The sequence below is a fragment of the Paenibacillus glacialis genome (assembly GCF_001637205.1).
Taxonomy (GTDB): domain Bacteria; phylum Bacillota; class Bacilli; order Paenibacillales; family Paenibacillaceae; genus Paenibacillus_AQ; species Paenibacillus_AQ glacialis.
On record NZ_LVJH01000002.1, the window covers coordinates 259,750 to 279,898 of the forward strand.

Genomic DNA, 20,149 nt, shown 5'->3' on the forward strand with positions numbered 1-20,149 from the left:
CAATGAAACGGAAAGGATTGTTACTTTGTATTTTCATAATCTTGCTCATATTCGTCACGGGTTGTTGGAACCGCCGGGAATTGAACGACTTAGCTATTGCCGTAGGCATAGCGATCGATAAATCTGGGAATCAATACAAGGTTTCTGCTCAAGTTGTAGAACCAGGAGAAGTCAGTGGAAAAAAAGGGGGGTCCGTGGCGCCGGTCACTTTGTATCAAGCGACAGGTGACACCATATTAGAAGCCCTTCGACAAATGACCACGATTAGTCCCCGCAAAATATATTTAGCCCATATTCGAATTTTAGTCCTTAGCGAATCATTGGCCAGAGAAGGAATCAGAGATTCTCTCGATCTCATGTCGAGAGAACCCGAAACACGAAATGACTATTTCATTGTTGTAGCAAAGCAAGCTACGGCCGAGGATATGTTAAAAATATTAACCAACTTAGAAAAAGTACCTTCTATTAGATTGTTTTCTACTTTGGAGACATCGGCGAAACAATGGGCACCTACAACAACGGTTAATTTGGATAAATTGATCTCTGAACTTGTGAGTGAAGGAAGGCACCCGGTATTAACAGGACTTAATGTCATAGGAGATAAAAAAATAGGTGAATCCAAAAAAAATGTTGAAACCGTTCCGTCTCCTGCCGATATGCAATACTCAGGATTAGCAGTGTTTAGAAAGGATAAACTGATTGGTTGGTTAAGTGACGAAGAAGGCAAAGCATACAACTATATTGACAATAATATTAAAAGTACAGTTGGACATGTTAACTGTCCCGATGGAGGAAAACTGTCATTAAAAGTCATTCGCTCAAACACGAAGGTTAAAGGTAGCCTCCGCGATGAACACCCGCGTATCACTATCGAAGTACAATCGGAGGCCAATGTAGGAGAGGTACAATGCCATCTTGATCTAACAAAGACGGAAACCATTGCTGAAGTGGAGAAATTGGCGGACCGGAAAACGGAAGAGTTCATTGAAAAGACTATAAAAAAAGTGCAACAAGAATACAAAATCGATATTTTTGGATTTGGCGAAGTCATTCGTCGCTCGTATCCAAAGGCCTGGAAAAAGTTAAAAAAAAATTGGGATCAAACTTTCGTGAATATTCCAGTGAATGTGAAGGTTACTCACAAGATTCCGTATTTGGGGAAGATATCTAACTCGTTCCTCGAAGATATGAAAGAATAAAATGGAGTGAAATAAAACATATGCCTGAGAACGTTAAAATAAGTATTCGTCAATTCACCGTCTTAGTGATGCTCATTACCATTGGGGATTCGATTCTGGTATTACCTTCCATCGCTGCATTCGAGGCGAAACAAGATGTATGGATATCCGGTTTGATTGGACTAGCGGTAGGCTTGTTGGCCGTTTACATTTTCAGCATGGTGGGAAAGCTCTATCCCCATTTGACTTTGGTTCAATCTATTCAAGAAATTTTCGGAAAATGGTTCGGGACATTCGTATCGCTTATGTTCCTATTTTACACCTTTCTATCCGTTGTGGCACATACGAGAGAGACAGGTGATTTTGTGACCTCAGTAATGATGCAGGAAACTCCAACTCAAGCGATTCAAATCTTATTTGTATGTATTGTTATCATGGCAGTACGCTTGGGTCTTGAGGTTATTGCACGTACCGGGGAAATATTCTTACCTTGGATCATCTTTTTTTTCCTCATACTAGTCATCTTACTTTCTCCTCAAGCAGAATTCGAGAAACTACAACCCATTCTAGAAAATGGAATCAAGCCTGTATTGCATGGCTCTCTCTCATGTATAGCTTTTCCCTTTATGGAGCTAGTTGTTTTTTTAATGATATTCCCTTATGTGAATCAACCACAACAGATAAGAAAAGGTTTTTTACAAGGTGTACTGTTAGGAGGCATCGTATTAATCATCATTATCACTGTTTCTATTCTTGTTCTCGGTCCCGATCATACTGCGAGAAGTATGTATCCCACTTATTCCTTGGCAAGAAGGGTAACTGTCGGTCGCTTTTTTGAAAGGGTTGAAGCCATGTTAGCCCTCATGTGGACGTTAACCATTTTTATGAAAGTTACTTTGTATTTTTATATTTTCAATTTGGGTTTAGCACAATTGTTAAAATTAAAGGGATATCGGATGTTAACCTTACCTGTAGGCTTGCTCCTGATTGTACTTACGCCAGTCATTTCCCCTAGTATAACTTATTTCAATAAAGTAATCTCCAAATACTGGCCGTATTTCGACTTGACTTATGGCTTACTCTTACCGTTGTTATTATTGGCTGTTTATTTTGTTCGAACAAAATTCAAGAGATCAACTAACTGAAAACTGACGAAAAAGGAGCCATCATCATGCTCACAGGGATGCTTTTCATTGTCGCTATAATCATTGCTATAGAGGTCCCTCCTCTTTGGAGGAAGAAATTAAAAAAGGAGCTTTGGGCATTTTCCCTTCTCTTATTATTCGGTACCATATTAGGTCTTGCTCAAGCGCTAGAATTCAAGATTCCTAATCCATTAGATTGGGTCATATCGGTATACAAGCCCGTGTCTGATTTGATGGATGTATGGTTAAAGTGAACATGAGCCTCTTTCCTTATTGGAATGGAAGCTCTTTTTTTCTTTCTATTTCCTTGTCCAACCTTTATTTTTGCGATACAATTTGGACACTTGCTTATGAAAGGATGTCACAAGTGCATCGAGCTCATCTCGCTAATTTCAGTCTACTTCTTGTTGCCATGATGTGGGGGTCTACCTTTCTCATCGTTCAAAATGCCGTTCGAGTGCTTCCACCCCTCGCTTTTAACGGATTACGATTTCTTGGTGCAGCGGCACTATTGGCTCTTATTATTTCAGTGTTTTATCGAAGTCAATGGAAGGAATTATCTTGGAAGATCCTTAAGCATGCAAGTCTATTAGGTATTTTCCTATTCATGGGCTATGCATTCCAAACCGTAGGATTACTCTATACTACAACCTCGAATGCAGGCTTTATTACTGGACTTTCTGTTATTTTTGTTCCCTTCCTATCTTTGATTCTATTGAAATATCCGATCTCTCGATACACATGGCTAAGTGCTCTGTTAGCTGCCATCGGACTATATTTACTGACATTCACAGGCTCATCCTTCAGTTTGAATAAAGGTGACCTACTTATATTCTTATGTGCTATTGCCTTTGCGTTACATGTAACATACACAGCCATTTTCGCACCTACATACCCAGCCCTGCTACTTTGCACACTTCAAATGTTCATTGTGGGGTTACTAAGTACGTTCTCTTCCCTGTTGTTTGAGGATCTTGGTCCGATCCATCAGGTCATAGATCAATTAGTACAACCAGAGGTGCTTTTTGCATTACTCATATCCATTGGACCTACAAGCGCGCTTGCCTTTTGGATTCAGACGGTATGCCAGAAGTTCACTTCTCCTGCTCGTGTAGCTATTATCTTTGCCACAGAGCCAGTATTTGCGGCAATAACAGGAGTCTTCTTCGGTGGAGAAGTACTAGGAACACTTGCTGGACTCGGATGTATCTGTATTCTCACCGGTATGATTATTGCAGAATTAAAATCTACACCGAGCACATTAGTCCCGAAATAGATTACAATAAGGACAGACATGAATCAATTTCATAAAGGATCAACTATGACTTAAGGACACGATATATAGACAAATAAAATCATTTTGATCTATATATCGTATTGATTGAACCCGCTTATGCTATTATGAAATTGATTCACATATAAATAGATTATTTAAGGAGAGAAATTTATGTACAAACTGATTGCTATCGATATCGATGACACATTGATTAACGACGACAAGGAAGTATTGCCTTCCACACAAGAAGCACTCGAACAAGCTGTGGCTAAAGATGTAGTCGTTACCCTTGCCACAGGTCGTGCTTACGCATCTGCGCAACACCTTGCACGTCAGACAGGTCTAAACGTGCCAATTATTACGTATCAAGGTTCCTTAATTAAGAATCTATTGGACGAAAAAGTTCTCTACGAACGTTTTGTTCCCAAGGATGCTGCACTTAAACTATTTAACTATTGTATCGAGCATAACTTACATGTGCAGGTTTATATTGATGATAAGCTATATTCAAGGGAAGAAAACCAGAAACTGATCGATTATTGTGCTCTAAATGGAACGCCATATTTTATAGAGCCAGATTTCATCAAAATGGTGGATCAACCGACACCCAAAATGCTAATTATTGATGATCCAGCTTATTTGGATGAAATAACCCCGATCCTTCGTGAATTGTTGGGAGATCAAGTCCATATCACCAAATCTAAACCACATTTCTTAGAAATCATGCACCATGAAGGAACGAAAGGTCACGCGCTTACCTTCTTGGCTAATCATTTCAACGTTGAACTCTCAGAGACAATCGCTATTGGCGACTCATGGAATGATCATGAAATGTTAGAGGCTGCAGGTCTAGGCGTTGCTATGGGGAACGCTATTGATGCCCTCAAGGAAATTGCGGACTATGTGACATTAAGCAACAATGAAGATGGCATCAAGCAAGTCATTGAGAAGTTTGTATTGAACGTAGAGTAAAATAACACGAGATAAACAAAATAGCAGGCCCTAGGTTATCCTAGGCCTGCTATTTTATATATCTTGTCTCATATTATTGGCGAGTTAGCGATTAGAGGAATTTCTGAGCTCGGAGCCCAGTCATTACACATTAATATTACCTACGCTATGCACCAAGTACATCATACCTATTAATGCTGAAGCAAGTAGTCCATAACTTATTCCGAATTTCCAACGAGATGATAATGGTACGTCGTAATACTTATCATTCTCGTAACGCGTATACTCCACTTGGCAGTTAATCTTAATACGATAATCCTCAGGTGTTCGTTGAAGTTCTAGGCCATTCACAAGAACGCTCGCAAGAACTCTCTTAATTATCCCCTGCTGTGGCATAGGGATGATTCCTTTGAAATCCATACTAGCCCACTCTGTTTTAACATATTGTCGTTGTTCTTCCAAATTACAATAAGTACTGAAGGGTAACTCTCTTTTATGCTCAGGTCCAGGGATTATGGCACCTTGAGCATATAGATGTTCCACAGGTACTATAAAACTAGCATTTGCAAACTCCACAATATTTCTATTACGATCTTTGACATACTTCTTATACAGATCGTAAGCAAACAACGCCCATATAATAAAGAATAAAAACGAACGCAAATAAATAATGACGCCTAATCCTCCCACCAAACCCACAAGCCACAACCAGCGGGAGACTGCGGTAGCAATCCGACCTCCATCTAGTGGATGAATCGGTAATAGATTGATCAAATTCAGGAAAAATCCTACATACGCTAGTGAGTAGAGTAAGGGACTATCCAGCCAATAAGCAGCTAGAAAAACTCCCGTTGCGCCAATGGAGCCTAACACGGGACCACCGAATGCTACGTAGGCTTCCGTCTTAGCATCTAATGGAGTTTTTTTCATTGTAATCATCGCACCAAGAAAAGGAATAAATAATGGTGCAGAGACAGGTAGCCCCTTCCTTTTCGCTGCGAACACATGACCCAACTCATGAACCAATAACAACAAGACTATGCCCAAAGCGAATTGCCATGGATAGATCAGAGCATATGCACCTATCGAAATCGCCATAGAGAATATTACTCCACCAAGCTTACCGAATTTCAGAAGTGCAAGTAGCGATTTACCTTTTAACAGTAAGAGCACAATTGTACTTCCTATATACATCAACCGAGAATCTTTTTTCTTTTCTTTTTTCTGCAATAGTATCCTCCCTCACATTCTCCGAACTCTAGCGTTACCGAAGCTTGAGATAAAATGATTCTAGTATAATAAGTCCCAATTATTATCATATGGTGTAAGGATTAGTAAAACAAGCCCAATCATATCTTGTATGGATCGCAATAAAAGAAGCGACTCTAATATTCAGCCCTTTTAGGATAGCACAACTTCCAAACCTGTACGCGCTAATGTGACCTCTTGGGGCAGTCGATAATCTTGAGACAGATCAACATCATGAGACATGTGCGTGTAGATCACCTTATTCGGATTAATCTCTTGCAGCAATTGTTCCGCTTCCTTCATATCATAGACAGAACGCGATGAGAATTCAGCAGTTTCATGATAGAAACTGGTACCCAATACCAATAGGTTCAATCCTACCATAGGTTGTTTCTCCATATGACTAAGATTGATAGCATCTGAGCAATATACCCAGCTATAATCACCTTGTTCAAGTCGATATGCGTAAGAATAGCCATTCTTTCCGTGGCACACCTTCCAACCTGTAATATGCCACCCAGCTAATTGAATTCCATCATCTATAGCTATCAATTCAAGATTATTCTTCAACCAAGGAAACTGGACTACAATATTTGTTATGACTTCCATCGGTGCGTAAAGTTGACCCTTTCTATCCGTCCAACGACAAGCATCGGCCCACTCTGGTAATCCAGCAATATGGTCGAAATGGGCATGTGTTACCAGCACCTTCTCTGTTATTCGCTTCTCAAGTGTCTCCATCTGGCTACGCCAATCAGGTCCACAATCAATGAGAAAAGAGCCCCCTTCTCCCTCAACCATAACGGATGATCTCAATCTACGATTCACACCGGTCTGCCTTGCTTCCATACATACGCTACAATCGCAATAAACTCGTGGAACGCCCATAGCGTCACCCGTTCCAAGAAACAATAATCTATCCATGTTGATTATCTTCTCCTTACTATTACTATGTATAGAGCTATTATAATTCATAAACATCCTATTATAAAAGGAGGATGCTCCCTAAATTTAAAGGTGCATCCTCCTCTGCTATCTTTTACTAAGCTTTAAAGTCCAGCTAATACCTGATACCATACCCCACGTTTAGAGTAAATTGTCTCACGTACTTGAGCCCATCCACCGAGGTATTCAATATCAAACAATCCATCTGGTGTCGGATATCTACTCTGGTTCTCAGCATATACCTCTTTATTCACCGAGCGGAAGCCATGTTTAGCAAATATCCTTTGCGCCTCTTCACTCCACAAATATGCCACAAAAGCTTCTGCTAATTCACGCGTATCATGTTTATCCGCGTATGCACTAACTACAGCAGCTGGGTTCTCGATCAGTATCGTATTGTTAGGTACGACGATATCGTATTTCTTACCTTTTTGAATACGAGCAAACAGTTCGTTCTCATAGGTTACAATGACATCCCCTACACCATATTCAAATGCGGCCATGGATGATCTTCCACTCTTATCTAATGACTCCACGTTCTCATGTACCTGTTCTAGAAATTGTTTGGCGACCTCAGGATCTTTCTTTCCTTTTTCCTCAGATATTTTCAAGCCAGCGCCATAAATCGCATTAATATCCCACTGTGCTCCACCTGAAGTTTTCGGATTGGGATACAAGACCTTTACACCAGGCTTCGTTAGATCCTTGAAATCTTGTATTCCGAGAGGATTCCCCTCGCGAGTACCCAGCACAACAATTGACCGGGTCACCATTCCCTTCTCATGCTTGTTCTTCCAATCGGTATCCACTAACTTAGCCTTAATCAATTTATCGATATCGCCTTCCATTGCAAGAAGGGTCACATCCGCTTCGAAACCTCCAACAATAGAACGTGCTTGAGTACCTGAAGCTTCATAGGATTCTTGAAATTTGACTGTCTGCCCTGTCCGCTCTTTCCATTCCTGTTGAAACAAAGGTAAGATATCGGCTAAAGCATCCTTAGCTACACTATATGCGCCGATCACTAGGGTCTTCTCTGCATCTTGTGCAGGTTCTTTACTAGAAGCGGGTAGATCGTCATTGCTACAGCCTATGACCCATAGACTCACTACTATTATCATGATGCTGAAGCATGCGTAACGACTAGAGATTCTTCTTCTCATCATCTTCTCCCCCTCCCATTCTCATGTATGCAATACGCCATTAAATCATGATTGGAATTGGAACATCTTTCAGCCTGTTTTCCATAATCCAGCTCCGTTCTTCATTGAACAAATATGCACGATGGACCAATACACGAACTTCCTGACCTATACTCAATGTCTCTTTCTCTAATGAACGATACGTGATCAGCTTATGTCCAGCAACTTCAACTTCTACTAGCCATTCGCTTCCCCGAAAATGTAAATGTCGTATAATGCCTGCTTCCGTTGCTGAAGCAAGAATAAATTCATGCTCATGGCCCACTTCGATATATTCTGGTCGTATCAAAGCTCGAGTCCCCGAATCATTCTTTACCTCTTCAAACCCCTTCAATTCAGATATATGATCAATTAACGTGGACTCCCCAATAAACGTCGCCACAAATGGTGTCTTCGGTTCTTTATAGATATCCCAAGGTGTTCCCTTCTGCTCGACACGCCCTTGATTAATGATCATAATTTCATCTGCTACTTCAATGGCTTCATCCTGATCATGAGTTACAAAAATGGAGGTAATCCCTACACGTTCAATCAAGTCTCTAAGCCATGTACGAAGCTCTTGTCTAATCTTGGCATCAATAGCCGCGAAAGGTTCATCTAATAGTAACAGTTGCGGTTCAGGTGCTAGTGCACGTGCAAAAGCAACTCTTTGTCGTTGCCCACCAGATAATTGGTGAGGATAACGTTTCTCAAACCCTTTTAGTCCAGTCAACTCTACGAGTTCCATTACGCGTGATTTCACTTTAGCATGAGGGATCTTTTTCACTTTCAAACCAAAAGCGATATTATCGAATACCGTCATATGCTTAAATAAAGCATAATTCTGAAATACAAACCCTATGCCTCGCTCCTGCGGAGGTAATGCATTGACCAGTTTACCATGAAAGCGAATTTCCCCAGAATCGAGTCCTTCTAGACCTGCTAACATCCGCAATATAGACGTTTTCCCACCACCACTCGGTCCCAACAATCCGATTAGATGACCCTTTTCGATTTCAAAACTAACATCCTTTACAGCATGAAAATCTCCAAAATGTTTGTTTAAATTACGGACCTCTATATGCATATCAGGACACGCCCTTTCTTCTTTTGGTCCATTCCATCATCAGTAGCAATCCAATAGAAATAGCTGCAAGGACTAGAGCTACACTATTGGCGGCTATCACATTGAAATTCTCTACATCTTGATATACAAGTGTAGTCGCCGTCTGAGTCTTGTTCATAATGTTGCCTGATACGACAAGAACTGCTCCGAATTCTCCCAGTGACCGAGCTACCGTTAATACGACACCATATAGAACTGCCCATTGGATCGAAGGCCATGTAACCTTCCAGAATGTTGTCCATCCATAGGCACCCAGTGTTGAAGCTGCTTCCTCTTGTTGCGCTCCGATCTCCTGAAGTACAGGCATAACCTCACGAACCATCAATGGAAATGTAACGAACAATGTGGCAATAACCATGCCGGGAAATGCGTATACGACCCGAAATCCAATATTTTCAAAAAAACCACCCATTATACTTTCTGGTCCCAACAACAATACGATCATTAATCCACCGATAACTGGCGATACCGCATATGGAAGGTCCACAATACTATTCAAAAAGCCCTTTATCTTATTACTGAGCCAATGGCTTCTAACCAAATAGATAGCCATCATGACTCCAAAGAGCGTGTTTATACATGTAACGACAACCACAACCAGCCCAGTTACCATCAGGGCATGTATCGCTTCAGGTCTGATTAAGGCATCTTTCCAACCGCTAAAGCCCTCACTGAAAGCACCTGATCCTATTTTTAATAAAGGAATAATAATCAATACGATGAAAACAATATACGTCAGTGTAATCCAGTACTTCTTCATGATCTTCTCCCTCTCATCTGCACCAAGTTAATGCACCATAATATAGAGAAAGATAACGTTAGAAGAATGATAGACACTGCCGCAGCTCCTGTAGCATTATCGCTTTCAACTTCACCATATATAAAAACAGAAGCAATTAATGTTCTACCTGGAATATTACCAGCTACAAGGACAACCGCACCGAATTCCGCTAATGCTCTAGAGAAGGCAAGCATCCCTCCGCTGATCATACCCGGTGCCATCGATGGTAGAAGTACTTTGCGGAAGACACATGTTCTGGTAGCACCCATCGTATATGCAGCTTCTTCTTCTGATGGATCTATTTCTTCTAGTAACGGCTGTACCGCTCGAATTACAAAGGGAAAAGTAACAAATACCATGGCAATCACAATCGCTGGCTGATGAAATACAATTTCGAACCCTAATGATTCCGCTATGGATCCAATAAAACTTCCCGGACCTAACAACAATAGAATCATAAGACCTCCAACCGCAGTGGGTAGCGCAAACGGCAAATCCACCAAGCTATTGAGAACCGATCTCCCAAAGAAAGAATAGCGATTTAATACCCATGCAATCATCGTCCCTATAACCACATTGATTAGGGTTGCAATGACAGCTAATTTCAACGTTAAAAGAACCGATTTCCATGCGATGGGATCACTCACACTTTCTATGAACATGGACCATCCAAGGGAAAACGAATTGAAATATACGCCTAATAAAGGTAATACGATGAGCATAATAAAATACAATAAAACAGTACTTCGAAATCCCCAGATCCATCCCTTATGCCGCAATATGGTGTTCATAACTCATTCCCCCTGCCTCCAAAGTTCAATTTGGGCGGCTCATCCGTTAAGAATATTTTAATAATACCCATTAATCCACTTGGTTTTGTACATATCAGTACTTTACCAAAATTTAACTCATATCGTCAATAGTTTTGTTGAATATATTCCAATAAAGCACTGCGTCTATTTCCTAAAGATATCTGGTCTGTTTGTCCACATGCGAAACAGGCGAAAAATGGGCAGGCACTAACCTGCTCTTCTTCGCCTTGCTATTTCTAAAGTTATTTCACTATCTATATAGAGTGAACTAAAGTTTACGCTCACCTATTCAATCATTTCTGAAGAAGAACATGAATATGGGATTTCGTCTTTAGTTCAATCTATATAAATTTATCATAGTAACACTATGTTCTTACACCGCGGTATCAATTTAAAGCATGAAGGTCAATAGACATAAGACAACTACCCTAAATTGCGACAAATCAACGATACATGCGAAAGGGCTAATGGCTTAATCTCTTCAAAGGGAATACGATCCTGAATATAATATGATATGAATCCATGTAGCGACAAAAACAATGTCCGCGATAACTGATCGGGTTCTCCTCCAGCATGTTCTCCATCTTGTAAATAAGTAAAAACAATGGAAGTGAACAATTCAAAACAACGGCCTTGTTCAAATCGACAGTAGGAAAGTAGTTCCTCATCACGAATCATAAACATGATCTCATATTGATGAGGATTGTTCATACCATATGATACAAATTCCATCATAAAGTACTCCAGCTTGGACAACCCCTCTGTTTCTTCCACACCGGATGCTATTATCAACCGATGCGCAAGATGGGCGAAATCCTCTACCACAATCGCATAGAATAACTCGGCTTTCTCTTTAAAATGATAATATAAAGAGCCATGGCTATAACCAAGGTGTTGACCTATACTACGCATTGAAATGGCGCGATATCCTTTTGTAATAAATAGATTTCTAGCTGCTTCCAAAATACGTTCCCTCGATAACTCCTGTTCCACTGCTCTTCTTGCCATAGACGTTATTCCCCTTCAATATAATAAAGCTGTACTCCCTCCGAGACTCGCGATTGACCTTGCGTTAAGTCAATCATCCATGCCTTAAATGTCTCTACCTCACTATTTCTAGGAAGACATGTTAGCATGACCTTATCCGTAAAGGAAGTTTCCCCCATCCTAACTTCTTTGTTCCGCAGTTCATTCTCAACCTTACCTAGCCACGTATAATCTACTTCCACAAAAATTTGTTGATGCAAAATACGAGTGATGACCTCCCCCGCTTCAATCGCAACAACGGCTCCGTCTGTATAGGCTCGGATCAAACCTCCAGCGCCTAACATAATCCCACCGAAATAACGAGTTACTACAATTGCAACGTTACTTAAACCTTGATTACGGATCACTTCAAGAATAGGTTTACCTGCTGTACCGCTAGGCTCACCATCATCCGATTGCTTCTGAATCTCATTTCTTTCCCCTAGCATGTACGCTGAACAGTTATGAGTTGCATTCCAGTGTTGTTTCTTGATGTCTTCAATGAATGCAATAGCTTCAGATTCAGTCTCTACAGGCATAATATGCCCGATGAACCTTGACTTCTTGATGACTATTTCTTTAGATCCTGATCTTCGTACAGTCTTATAACTTTCAATCATACAATTACCCTTCCTTTGATAACACCAAGTAGAATCTTGATATACTACCCTAGTTATGGACGACACCCATTCTTGTAGGAGATATAACTTCATACTCTCTAATATTTTAAAAAAAGCAGTTCCCCGAATATGGTGCGACCGGTGAACTGCTTCTTTATCTGTGTAAGTATTCTATATTCAATTCTAAAGCAAGCCTATTCCGTTAGTCTAGCTTCCAGTTCAGCTTTTTCTTTCTCGTAACCAGGTTTGCCAAGAAGTGCGAACATATTTCTCTTATAAGCTTCAACACCTGGTTGGTCAAATGGATTGACACCTTGTAGGTATCCACTGATTCCGACTGCCTTTTCAAAGAAATATACGAGATATCCGAAGGAATAAGGTGTCATATTCGGAACAGTTACGATCAGGTTAGGAACTTGTCCGTCCGTATGAGCAAGCATCGTACCTTGGAATGCCTTTTTGTTCACGAAATCCATCGTTTTACCTGCCAAGAAGTTCAATCCATCCAAATCGTCAGGATCGCTCTCAATTGTAATATGCTCAGCCACTTCTTCTACCTGAATAATGGTCTCAAAAATATTACGGCTACCTTCTTGGATAAATTGTCCCATCGAATGCAGGTCCGTTGAGAAATCAACAGATGCAGGGAAGATTCCTTTATAATCCTTCCCTTCACTTTCACCGAACAATTGCTTCCACCATTCGGATACATAGTGCAAAGAAGGCTCATAATTCACAAGAATTTCAATGGCTTTACCTTTACGGTATAAAGCGTTACGAACGGCAGCATACTGGTAGCTCAAGTTCTCAGCTACATTAGGGTTACTGAATTCCTTGGAAGCGTCAGCAGCACCTTGCATCATTTCTTCAATGTTAATTCCTGCTGTAGCAATTGGCAATAGACCCACCGGTGTCAGAACAGAAAAACGTCCACCGACATCATCTGGAATAATGAAAGATTCATATCCTTCTTCGTTAGCTAGCTTCTTTAATGCGCCTTTTTCTTTATCTGTTGTAGCATAGATCCGTTTGCGAGCTTCTTCTTTACCATATTTCTTTTCTAGATCAGCACGGAATACACGGAATGCCACTGCTGGTTCAGTTGTTGTACCTGATTTAGAGATCACGTTGACGGAGTAATCTTTACCTTTTACAAGGTCCAACAAATGAGTGATGTACGTTGAGCTAATGTTGTTACCTGCGAAATAAATCTCAGGCGTTTTGCGTTTATCTTTTGGTAGCATGTTGTAGAAAGAGTGTGAGAGTGCTTCAATTGCTGCTCTAGCACCTAGGTATGAACCACCGATACCGATAACGATCAGTACATCAGAATCGCTTTGAATTTTCTTAGCGGCTTTCTGAATACGAGCAAACTCTTCTTTATCATATTGTGTTGGTAGATCAATCCACCCAAGCGCGTCTGATCCAACTCCTGTACCGTTATGTAGCTGCTCATGAGCAAGCTTGATTGGTTCAGCTAAATAGTCAATTTCATGTTGATTAATGAAAGATAACGCCTTGCTGTAATCAAAATTAATGTTTTTAGACATAAGTAATGGTAACCTCCTGATTATATATATATCTATTTCCGTAAACCTTCTTTAAACTAGGATACTTCAAAATCATAGCACTGACAAGGTTTGGCAGGATCAATTGAAATCATTTGAGCCCCCAATGGATTGTACCAGACACTCGTGTTAATATAAATGAAGTTTATAACCTAAATAGAGAAGGTGACTTTTGTGAAAAAAATCGGGTTCATAGGACTTGGAACGATGGGTTTACCCATGGCAACCAATCTCATTAACAAAGGATTCGAAGTGACGGTCTACAATCGTACGGCTTCCAAATGCCAACCTCTGATTGATCAAGGAGCTACTATAGCGTTGACACCACGAGAAGCTACCAATGGTACAGATGTTGTAATTACGATGGTGAGTAATGACGATTCGATTCGTAGCATTTATTACGGTGAAGACGGTATTCTAGACGCCGTTCGCAGTAGAACGACCGTTATTGATTGCAGCACGATTTCTCCAGAACTCGTTAAACAATTGACTATTGAAGTTAATAAACGAGGGGCACATTTTCTTGATGCTCCTGTTACAGGTAGCAGTCCAGCTGCAATTGATGGAACACTTGTCTTTATGGTCGGAGGCAGTGCAGATATCATTACCAACCAATCGGACGTATTTGATACACTAGGCAAACGCGTACTTCATATGGGACCTAATAGTAGCGGAGCCGTCGCTAAGTTAGCTCATAACACAATGGTAGGAATCAACAATCTCGCCTTAGTAGAAGGTTTCTCCATAGCCTCGAAATCAGGTATTCCTGCTGATACATTCTTAGAACTTGTTCAACTTGGTTCTGCCGGAAGTAAAGCAGCTGATCTCAAAGGGCGCAAAATTATAGAGCATGATTTCACTAACCAATTCTCGCTACAACTCATGTTGAAAGATCTTAAGCTTGCTTCTTCGCTTACCGACTCCATCGGGGTTCCTACTCCGATGCTTAACCTAGCAAAAAGCTTATTCCAAACAGGACAAAGCGAAGGTTTCGGCGAAGAAGATCTCTCAGCTGTTGTGAAATGTTATGAGGCATGGATCGGTCACACCATTGCTGGCAAGCCACTTCAGTAGTTGTTTGTTAGCTTGAAGTTATCATGGATACTTTATACGTGATGATCATTGTAATAAAAAGGGTATGCCTGGAATCTTCCCAGGCTTACCCTTTTTATGTTTGGTTTTCTTTACACTCGTTCAAAAAAATAAAGGCAACCTACTTTATTTATTTAAACGTAAGAGCAGCAGTAATCCGTTACACTGCGGACTTCAAGCTTGAACTTGGACTGTCCAGGCACATGAAACGTACTTGGTCCTTGAATTGTTTGCCACTCCGTTGCATCTGGTAACAAGACATCCAGATCCCCAGAAAGAATCTCCATGATCTCCGGAACGTCCGTGCCGAATTCATAAGTACCTGGTAGCATTATACCCAGCGTTACTTTAGAACCACCATCTAATATGACAGTTCGACTAGTCACCTTACCGTCATAATACACATTGGCAGCTTTAACAATTGTAGCGTTACTGAACTCAGACATGAAGATCTCCACTCCCTATTTCAATGAGATATGATATCCATTAGTCGATTAAAGAAGTGCTTTAACGCGGCTAACGACGTTCTCAACCGTAAATCCATATTCCTTCATAACGCGGTCACCAGGAGCAGATGCTCCGAATGTAGAAATACCTAGAATATCACCTTGGTCTCCAACGTATTTCTCCCACCCTAGTGGATAAGCCATTTCAACTGCAAGACGAGCTTTCACTTCTGGTAAGATAACAGACTCTTTATAAGCTTTATCTTGTTTCTCGAATAAATCCCAGCTCGGCATACTGATGACACGTACTTCAATGCCTTCTTTAGCCAATTCTTCTTGAGCTTTAACAGCGAGTTGTACTTCGGAACCTGTAGCAAGAATTTGAGCTACTGGACTACCGTTTTTCGCATCTGCTACGACATAAGCTCCACGTTTGATTCCTTCACGAGCACCATCTACGGATGCAGCAAGAATCGGAAGATTCTGACGAGTCAATACAAGAGCTACCGGATTAGAAGTGTTCTCAACTGTATAAGCCCATGCTGCAGAAGTCTCATTAGCATCAGCCGGACGGATAACCGTTAGACCTGGGATAATACGTAGGGAAGCTAGTTGCTCGATAGGTTCATGTGTTGGACCATCTTCACCAACAGCAATACTGTCATGTGTCAGTACATACGTTACTGGAAGACCCATGATGGCTGCCAAACGAACAGCTGGACGCAAATAATCGGTAAATACGAAGAACGTTCCGCCGAAAATTTTAAGTCCTTTGTGTAGTGCAATACCATTCATCGCAGCAGCCATAGCAAACTCACGTACACCATAATAAACATTGCGGCCATCATAACTTTCCGAAGTGAATGATGCTAGACCATTTAAGTGAGTCATCGTTGAACTTTCCAAGTCAGCAGATCCACCTAGAAGCTGCGGTACATTACCAACTAGACCATTCAATGCACTACCAGAAGCTACACGAGTGGAGACTGCTTTATCTTCAGTAGTATATTTAGGAAGGTCTTTGTCCCAACCTTCAGGTAGTTTTTCTGCAACAGCATTCTCGAATTGAGCTGCAAGCTCAGGGTAAGCATTCTTATATTGTGCAAATTGCTCTTCCCATGCTTGGTAAGCAGCAATACCATGTTCTTTTACTTTAGCGAAATGTTCACGAACTTCTTGTGGTACATAGAAGTCTTCTTCATATACCCATTTGTAAGCTTCTTTAGTTAACTTAGCTTCTTCAGCACCTAGTGGAGATCCGTGCGTACCACCATGTCCACCTTTACCTTGTTTATTCGGGCTACCGTAACCAATAACGGTTTTCACTTCGATCAACGTTGGACGGTTCGTGTCAGCTTGTGCTTCTTTGATTGCTTTCTCAATTGCAGGAAGATCATTACCGTCTTCTACGCGCAATACTTGCCAACCATAAGCTTCAAAACGTTTTTGAACATTCTCAGAGAATGACAAGTTCAATTTACCATCCAAAGAAATATCATTGGAATCATAAAGAGTAATCAATTTACCTAGTTTAAGATGCGCTGCAAGTGAAGCTGATTCACTGGAGATACCCTCCATCAAATCGCCATCACCACAGATAGCATACGTGAAGTGGTCAACCACTTTGTAATTATCTTTATTATAAGTTGCGCCAAGTTGAGCTTCAGCCATAGCCATTCCGACAGCCATACCAATTCCTTGTCCAAGCGGTCCTGTTGTCGCATCTACTCCTGCTGTGTGACCGTATTCTGGGTGACCTGGTGTCAAACTTCCCCATTGACGGAAATTCTTCAATTCTTCCATCGGAAGATCATATCCACTTAGGTGTAGCAAGCCGTACAGTAGCATCGAACCATGTCCCGCAGACAATACGAAACGGTCACGGTTGATCCATGTTGGTTGATCAGGATTGTGGTTCATCGTCTTCGCGAATAATTGATATCCCATTGGAGCGGAGCCCATTGGCATACCTGGATGTCCAGAATTCGCCTTTTCAATGGCATCAATAGCCAAAGTACGTATCGTTGTAATGGATAAGTTATCGATCGTGTTGTTCTCTTCTTTGTTAATCACTTGATTGTTGTTAGTCATGTATATCCTCCTCATACTTCTGTTAAATCTTACGTCGCAAAGCCCTCCATAACGTGTTCCACTGCGCTGTTATGAAATAAATCCGCTTTGAATGTTTCAATATGACTTATTGTAACACTTGGCTCACTTCATTTCCATATCCTTGTTCAGTTTTTACCTTCCTTGCATGCATTATCCCATATGTAATACAAGATAATTAAGCTTGTACATGTCATAACGAAGTATTCACTTCAACCCAATCCATTACATAATCCGCTCTAAATCCTATAAATAGATACATATGTTATTAAAACTTCAGGAAATATCCGTAAAAAAGAGACAAATATATGTTAAACTACTACTATCATCTAAAGATCAACTTTTAGATGTGAACTCAAAAATATTTAACTAACGATGGTTATATGATTGAGTAGAGGGTGATGAGAAATGTCTAAGGACCACGATATTTATATCCTACTAACGGATACAGGAACAGTTCTGAATAAAACCATTAAGTGGTTCACGAAAGATCCTCTAAATCATGCATCCATTGCATTTGACAAAGAATTAACAGAAGTATATAGTTTCGGTCGAAAGAACCCAAACAATCCATTCTTCGCGGGTTTCGTTAAGGAAGACATGAACTGGGAATTATTCAGACATGCTACGTGCGCGGTTTATCGTTGTAAGGTTAATACAGAGGTTTACAACAATATTCGCAATCAAATTCTTGATATGGAACGCAACCATGAACTATATAAATATAATTTAATTGGTATGCTTGGACTCCTTCTTAATGTAAAAATTAAGAGAGACTATGCTTATTTCTGTTCTCAATTTGTAGCTTCTGTATTCGAAAACAACGGTGTTCATTTAATAAATAAATCCTCTTTACTTGCTACACCAGGTGATTTGGTTAATGCCCCTGACCTACAATTAATCTACAAAGGAAAACTCCAGCGTTACCTTAAACCTACTCGAGTCGTATTCAAACGGATAAGAACCGCTTAACATTTCATAGAACAATACATAAACAAAACTGTAAGCTGCTCCAGTAGTCACAACTGGTGTCAGCTTCTTTCATTTGGGCTAAATCCCTCGTAATCTTGTCGCTACTATTATTTGGAAATGTTCCCACCATGCTAACTATGACATTTGCAACTGTAAAAAAGCTGAAACTATTAGATGATATTAACGATGTGATCATTTCGCATTTTAATTTACGTTTAATGTTCAGGAGGATTAATAAATGAAACAACATAACTGGGTTCGATCCCGGTTCAATGCCATCTCTTCTACAAAAGAAGGAGAACTTTTACTATACAACAGCTATACAGGGGCTATTTCCGCATTTCCAGATGTGGAACGTGAAGAGGTCATGGCATCCCTCAAAGGTCATGGAATAATCAGCACAGAACTAACAGAACTTCAACAACAAATGTTAGAGATGGGGTTCATCATTCCATCCGATGTGGACGAAGAGAGAAGAGCGCAATTTCTTTTTCAAGCTGTTAACCGTACGGATGTGTTACACCTTTCGATTCTAACTACAGAAGCCTGTAATTTTCGTTGTGTGTACTGTTATGGAGATTTCGTAAAAGGGAAAATGCCGCAAGACATTATTGAGGGCTTGAAAACATATGTTCAGAATCAAGCAAGAACCTTACGTCATTTATCCATTAGTTGGTTTGGTGGAGAACCTTTGGCTGCATCCGATGTGATTGGCGAATTATCAGAAGCCTTTATCGAAGTTTGTGCCCAATGGGGAATTGAATATAGTGCTGAAATTTTGACGAATGGCTATTTTTTGAAGCCTAAGTTGTTTGCGAAGCTAGATGAGTGGCAGATTAAACGTTATATGATCACACTCGATGGTCCTGAAGAGATACATAATGCAAGAAGGAACCTCATTGGTGAAGGTGGAAGTTTCCAAGTCATCTTAAACAATTTACTTGAGATGAAGAAGACAGATAAAGACTTTGAAGTCGCTCTTCGTGTGAATTTTGATAACGATAACTTACCTTATATGGATGAGCTTATCGATATTTTTGCCGAACATTTCGCTCATGACCGTAGATTCCAAACGTATTTCCGTCCTGTAGGACGTATGGGTGGTAAGAATGATGCTCATTTACCAATATGTGATGATAACACAAAAGACAAGATGATCTGGGAATTGACACAGTCTGCACTTGATCGAGGGGTAGCCATGAGTTCTATCGTTGAGAATGCACTTATGCCTTTAGGATCAACTTGTTATTGTGTGAAACCTAATGCCTTCGTTGTCGGGTCTGATGGGGGTTTATATAAATGCTCAGTAGCCTTTGATGAACCTATTAATCAATTAGGGAAGGTTCTTCCGGATGGAACATTTGACTTAGATTATGATAAATATGCTTACTGGGTTACTCCTGGTCCTGAACGTGATAAAGCTTGCGATGCATGCTTCTTCCGTCCTTCCTGCAACGGAAACCATTGTAAACTCTATCGAATGAGGAACGACGAGAGACCTTGCTCTTTTGAGAAAAAAGAAATCAAAAAAGTCCTCGAAACGATATATCTAGACCATACTCTAGCGTAGGAGGTGAATGTCATGCGTGTCATTAAAGCCGGAATCAAACCTGCCGAAGCAGCAGCTTCAGGAAGAGTTAGCAAGAACAACCCAGGTGGATTGAATAAAAAGT

Annotated in this window: 19 protein-coding genes; 8 read left to right on the plus strand and 11 right to left on the minus strand. The window is 40.5% G+C overall.

From position 1 onward, the window contains the following. Positions 1 to 2 precede the first annotated feature (2 nt). The 5 genes from PGLA_RS01670 to PGLA_RS01690 all read left to right on the plus strand — a co-directional run bounded on the left by PGLA_RS01670 (position 3) and on the right by PGLA_RS01690 (position 4,571). Complete coding sequence (locus PGLA_RS01670) at positions 3 to 1,199, plus strand: Ger(x)C family spore germination protein (protein ID WP_068527752.1); 1,197 nt, start codon at positions 3 to 5, stop codon at positions 1,197 to 1,199. Between the two features lie 20 nt (positions 1,200 to 1,219). Next, on the plus strand, positions 1,220 to 2,323 hold the full coding sequence (locus PGLA_RS01675) for a GerAB/ArcD/ProY family transporter (RefSeq protein WP_068527756.1): 1,104 nt from the start codon (positions 1,220 to 1,222) through the stop codon (positions 2,321 to 2,323). Between the two features lie 26 nt (positions 2,324 to 2,349). Continuing rightward, entirely contained in the window at positions 2,350 to 2,577 is a 228-nt protein-coding gene (locus PGLA_RS01680) for a hypothetical protein (RefSeq protein WP_068527759.1), read from the plus strand. Positions 2,578 to 2,690: 113 nt separating this feature from the next. After that, positions 2,691 to 3,599: a DMT family transporter gene (locus tag PGLA_RS01685; RefSeq protein WP_068527761.1), complete on the plus strand. Its 909-nt coding sequence runs from the start codon at positions 2,691 to 2,693 to the stop codon at positions 3,597 to 3,599. Between the two features lie 171 nt (positions 3,600 to 3,770). Continuing rightward, positions 3,771 to 4,571: a Cof-type HAD-IIB family hydrolase gene (locus PGLA_RS01690; protein WP_068527764.1), complete on the plus strand. Its 801-nt coding sequence runs from the start codon at positions 3,771 to 3,773 to the stop codon at positions 4,569 to 4,571. 123 nt (positions 4,572 to 4,694) lie between these two features. Here the strand turns inward: PGLA_RS01690 and PGLA_RS01695 are convergent, their stop codons facing one another. The 9 genes from PGLA_RS01695 to PGLA_RS01735 all read right to left on the minus strand — a co-directional run bounded on the left by PGLA_RS01695 (position 4,695) and on the right by PGLA_RS01735 (position 13,839). Then, positions 4,695 to 5,780 carry a site-2 protease family protein gene (locus PGLA_RS01695; RefSeq protein WP_084410653.1) on the minus strand — a complete coding sequence of 362 codons (1,086 nt, stop codon included), beginning with the start codon at positions 5,778 to 5,780 and terminating at the stop codon, positions 4,695 to 4,697. A gap of 171 nt (positions 5,781 to 5,951) precedes the next feature. Continuing rightward, entirely contained in the window at positions 5,952 to 6,722 is a 771-nt protein-coding gene (locus PGLA_RS01700; protein WP_068527767.1) for an MBL fold metallo-hydrolase, read from the minus strand. A 125-nt stretch (positions 6,723 to 6,847) separates the two neighbouring features. Beyond that, positions 6,848 to 7,906: a sulfate ABC transporter substrate-binding protein gene (locus PGLA_RS01705; RefSeq protein WP_068528359.1), complete on the minus strand. Its 1,059-nt coding sequence runs from the start codon at positions 7,904 to 7,906 to the stop codon at positions 6,848 to 6,850. A 40-nt stretch (positions 7,907 to 7,946) separates the two neighbouring features. After that, positions 7,947 to 9,011: a sulfate/molybdate ABC transporter ATP-binding protein gene (locus tag PGLA_RS01710; RefSeq protein ID WP_068527770.1), complete on the minus strand. Its 1,065-nt coding sequence runs from the start codon at positions 9,009 to 9,011 to the stop codon at positions 7,947 to 7,949. A 1-nt stretch (position 9,012) separates the two neighbouring features. Continuing rightward, entirely contained in the window at positions 9,013 to 9,810 is a 798-nt protein-coding gene (locus PGLA_RS01715; protein ID WP_068527772.1) for a sulfate ABC transporter permease subunit, read from the minus strand. Continuing rightward, complete coding sequence (cysT, locus tag PGLA_RS01720) at positions 9,807 to 10,622, minus strand: sulfate ABC transporter permease subunit CysT (RefSeq protein WP_068527775.1); 816 nt, start codon at positions 10,620 to 10,622, stop codon at positions 9,807 to 9,809. The genes PGLA_RS01715 and cysT overlap by 4 nt, the downstream gene beginning before the upstream one ends. Before the next feature lie 444 nt (positions 10,623 to 11,066). After that, positions 11,067 to 11,651: a TetR/AcrR family transcriptional regulator gene (locus PGLA_RS01725; protein WP_068527777.1), complete on the minus strand. Its 585-nt coding sequence runs from the start codon at positions 11,649 to 11,651 to the stop codon at positions 11,067 to 11,069. Between the two features lie 5 nt (positions 11,652 to 11,656). After that, positions 11,657 to 12,289, minus strand: a complete 633-nt coding sequence (locus tag PGLA_RS01730) for a YigZ family protein (protein WP_068527780.1) — start codon at positions 12,287 to 12,289, stop codon at positions 11,657 to 11,659. 194 nt (positions 12,290 to 12,483) lie between these two features. Then, entirely contained in the window at positions 12,484 to 13,839 is a 1,356-nt protein-coding gene (locus tag PGLA_RS01735) for a glucose-6-phosphate isomerase (RefSeq protein ID WP_068527783.1), read from the minus strand. Between the two features lie 192 nt (positions 13,840 to 14,031). Between PGLA_RS01735 and PGLA_RS01740 the strand changes: the two genes are divergently transcribed. Next, the gene (locus PGLA_RS01740) at positions 14,032 to 14,931 is read left to right on the plus strand and encodes an NAD(P)-dependent oxidoreductase (RefSeq protein ID WP_068527785.1); all 900 of its coding nucleotides are present in this window, start codon (positions 14,032 to 14,034) and stop codon (positions 14,929 to 14,931) included. 152 nt (positions 14,932 to 15,083) lie between these two features. Here the strand turns inward: PGLA_RS01740 and ppnP are convergent, their stop codons facing one another. Together ppnP and tkt are read right to left on the minus strand one after the other, a co-directional pair. Then, positions 15,084 to 15,395: a pyrimidine/purine nucleoside phosphorylase gene (ppnP, locus tag PGLA_RS01745; RefSeq protein WP_068527787.1), complete on the minus strand. Its 312-nt coding sequence runs from the start codon at positions 15,393 to 15,395 to the stop codon at positions 15,084 to 15,086. A gap of 48 nt (positions 15,396 to 15,443) precedes the next feature. After that, positions 15,444 to 17,486, minus strand: coding sequence for a transketolase (gene tkt / locus PGLA_RS01750; protein ID WP_068527790.1), 2,043 nt, complete (start codon positions 17,484 to 17,486; stop codon positions 15,444 to 15,446). Positions 17,487 to 17,912: 426 nt separating this feature from the next. Between tkt and PGLA_RS01755 the strand changes: the two genes are divergently transcribed. Continuing rightward, on the plus strand, positions 17,913 to 18,476 hold the full coding sequence (locus PGLA_RS01755; protein ID WP_068527793.1) for a C40 family peptidase: 564 nt from the start codon (positions 17,913 to 17,915) through the stop codon (positions 18,474 to 18,476). A gap of 238 nt (positions 18,477 to 18,714) precedes the next feature. Further along, the gene (locus PGLA_RS01760) at positions 18,715 to 20,046 is read left to right on the plus strand and encodes a radical SAM/SPASM domain-containing protein (protein WP_068527797.1); all 1,332 of its coding nucleotides are present in this window, start codon (positions 18,715 to 18,717) and stop codon (positions 20,044 to 20,046) included. Positions 20,047 to 20,149: the final 103 nt, after the last annotated feature.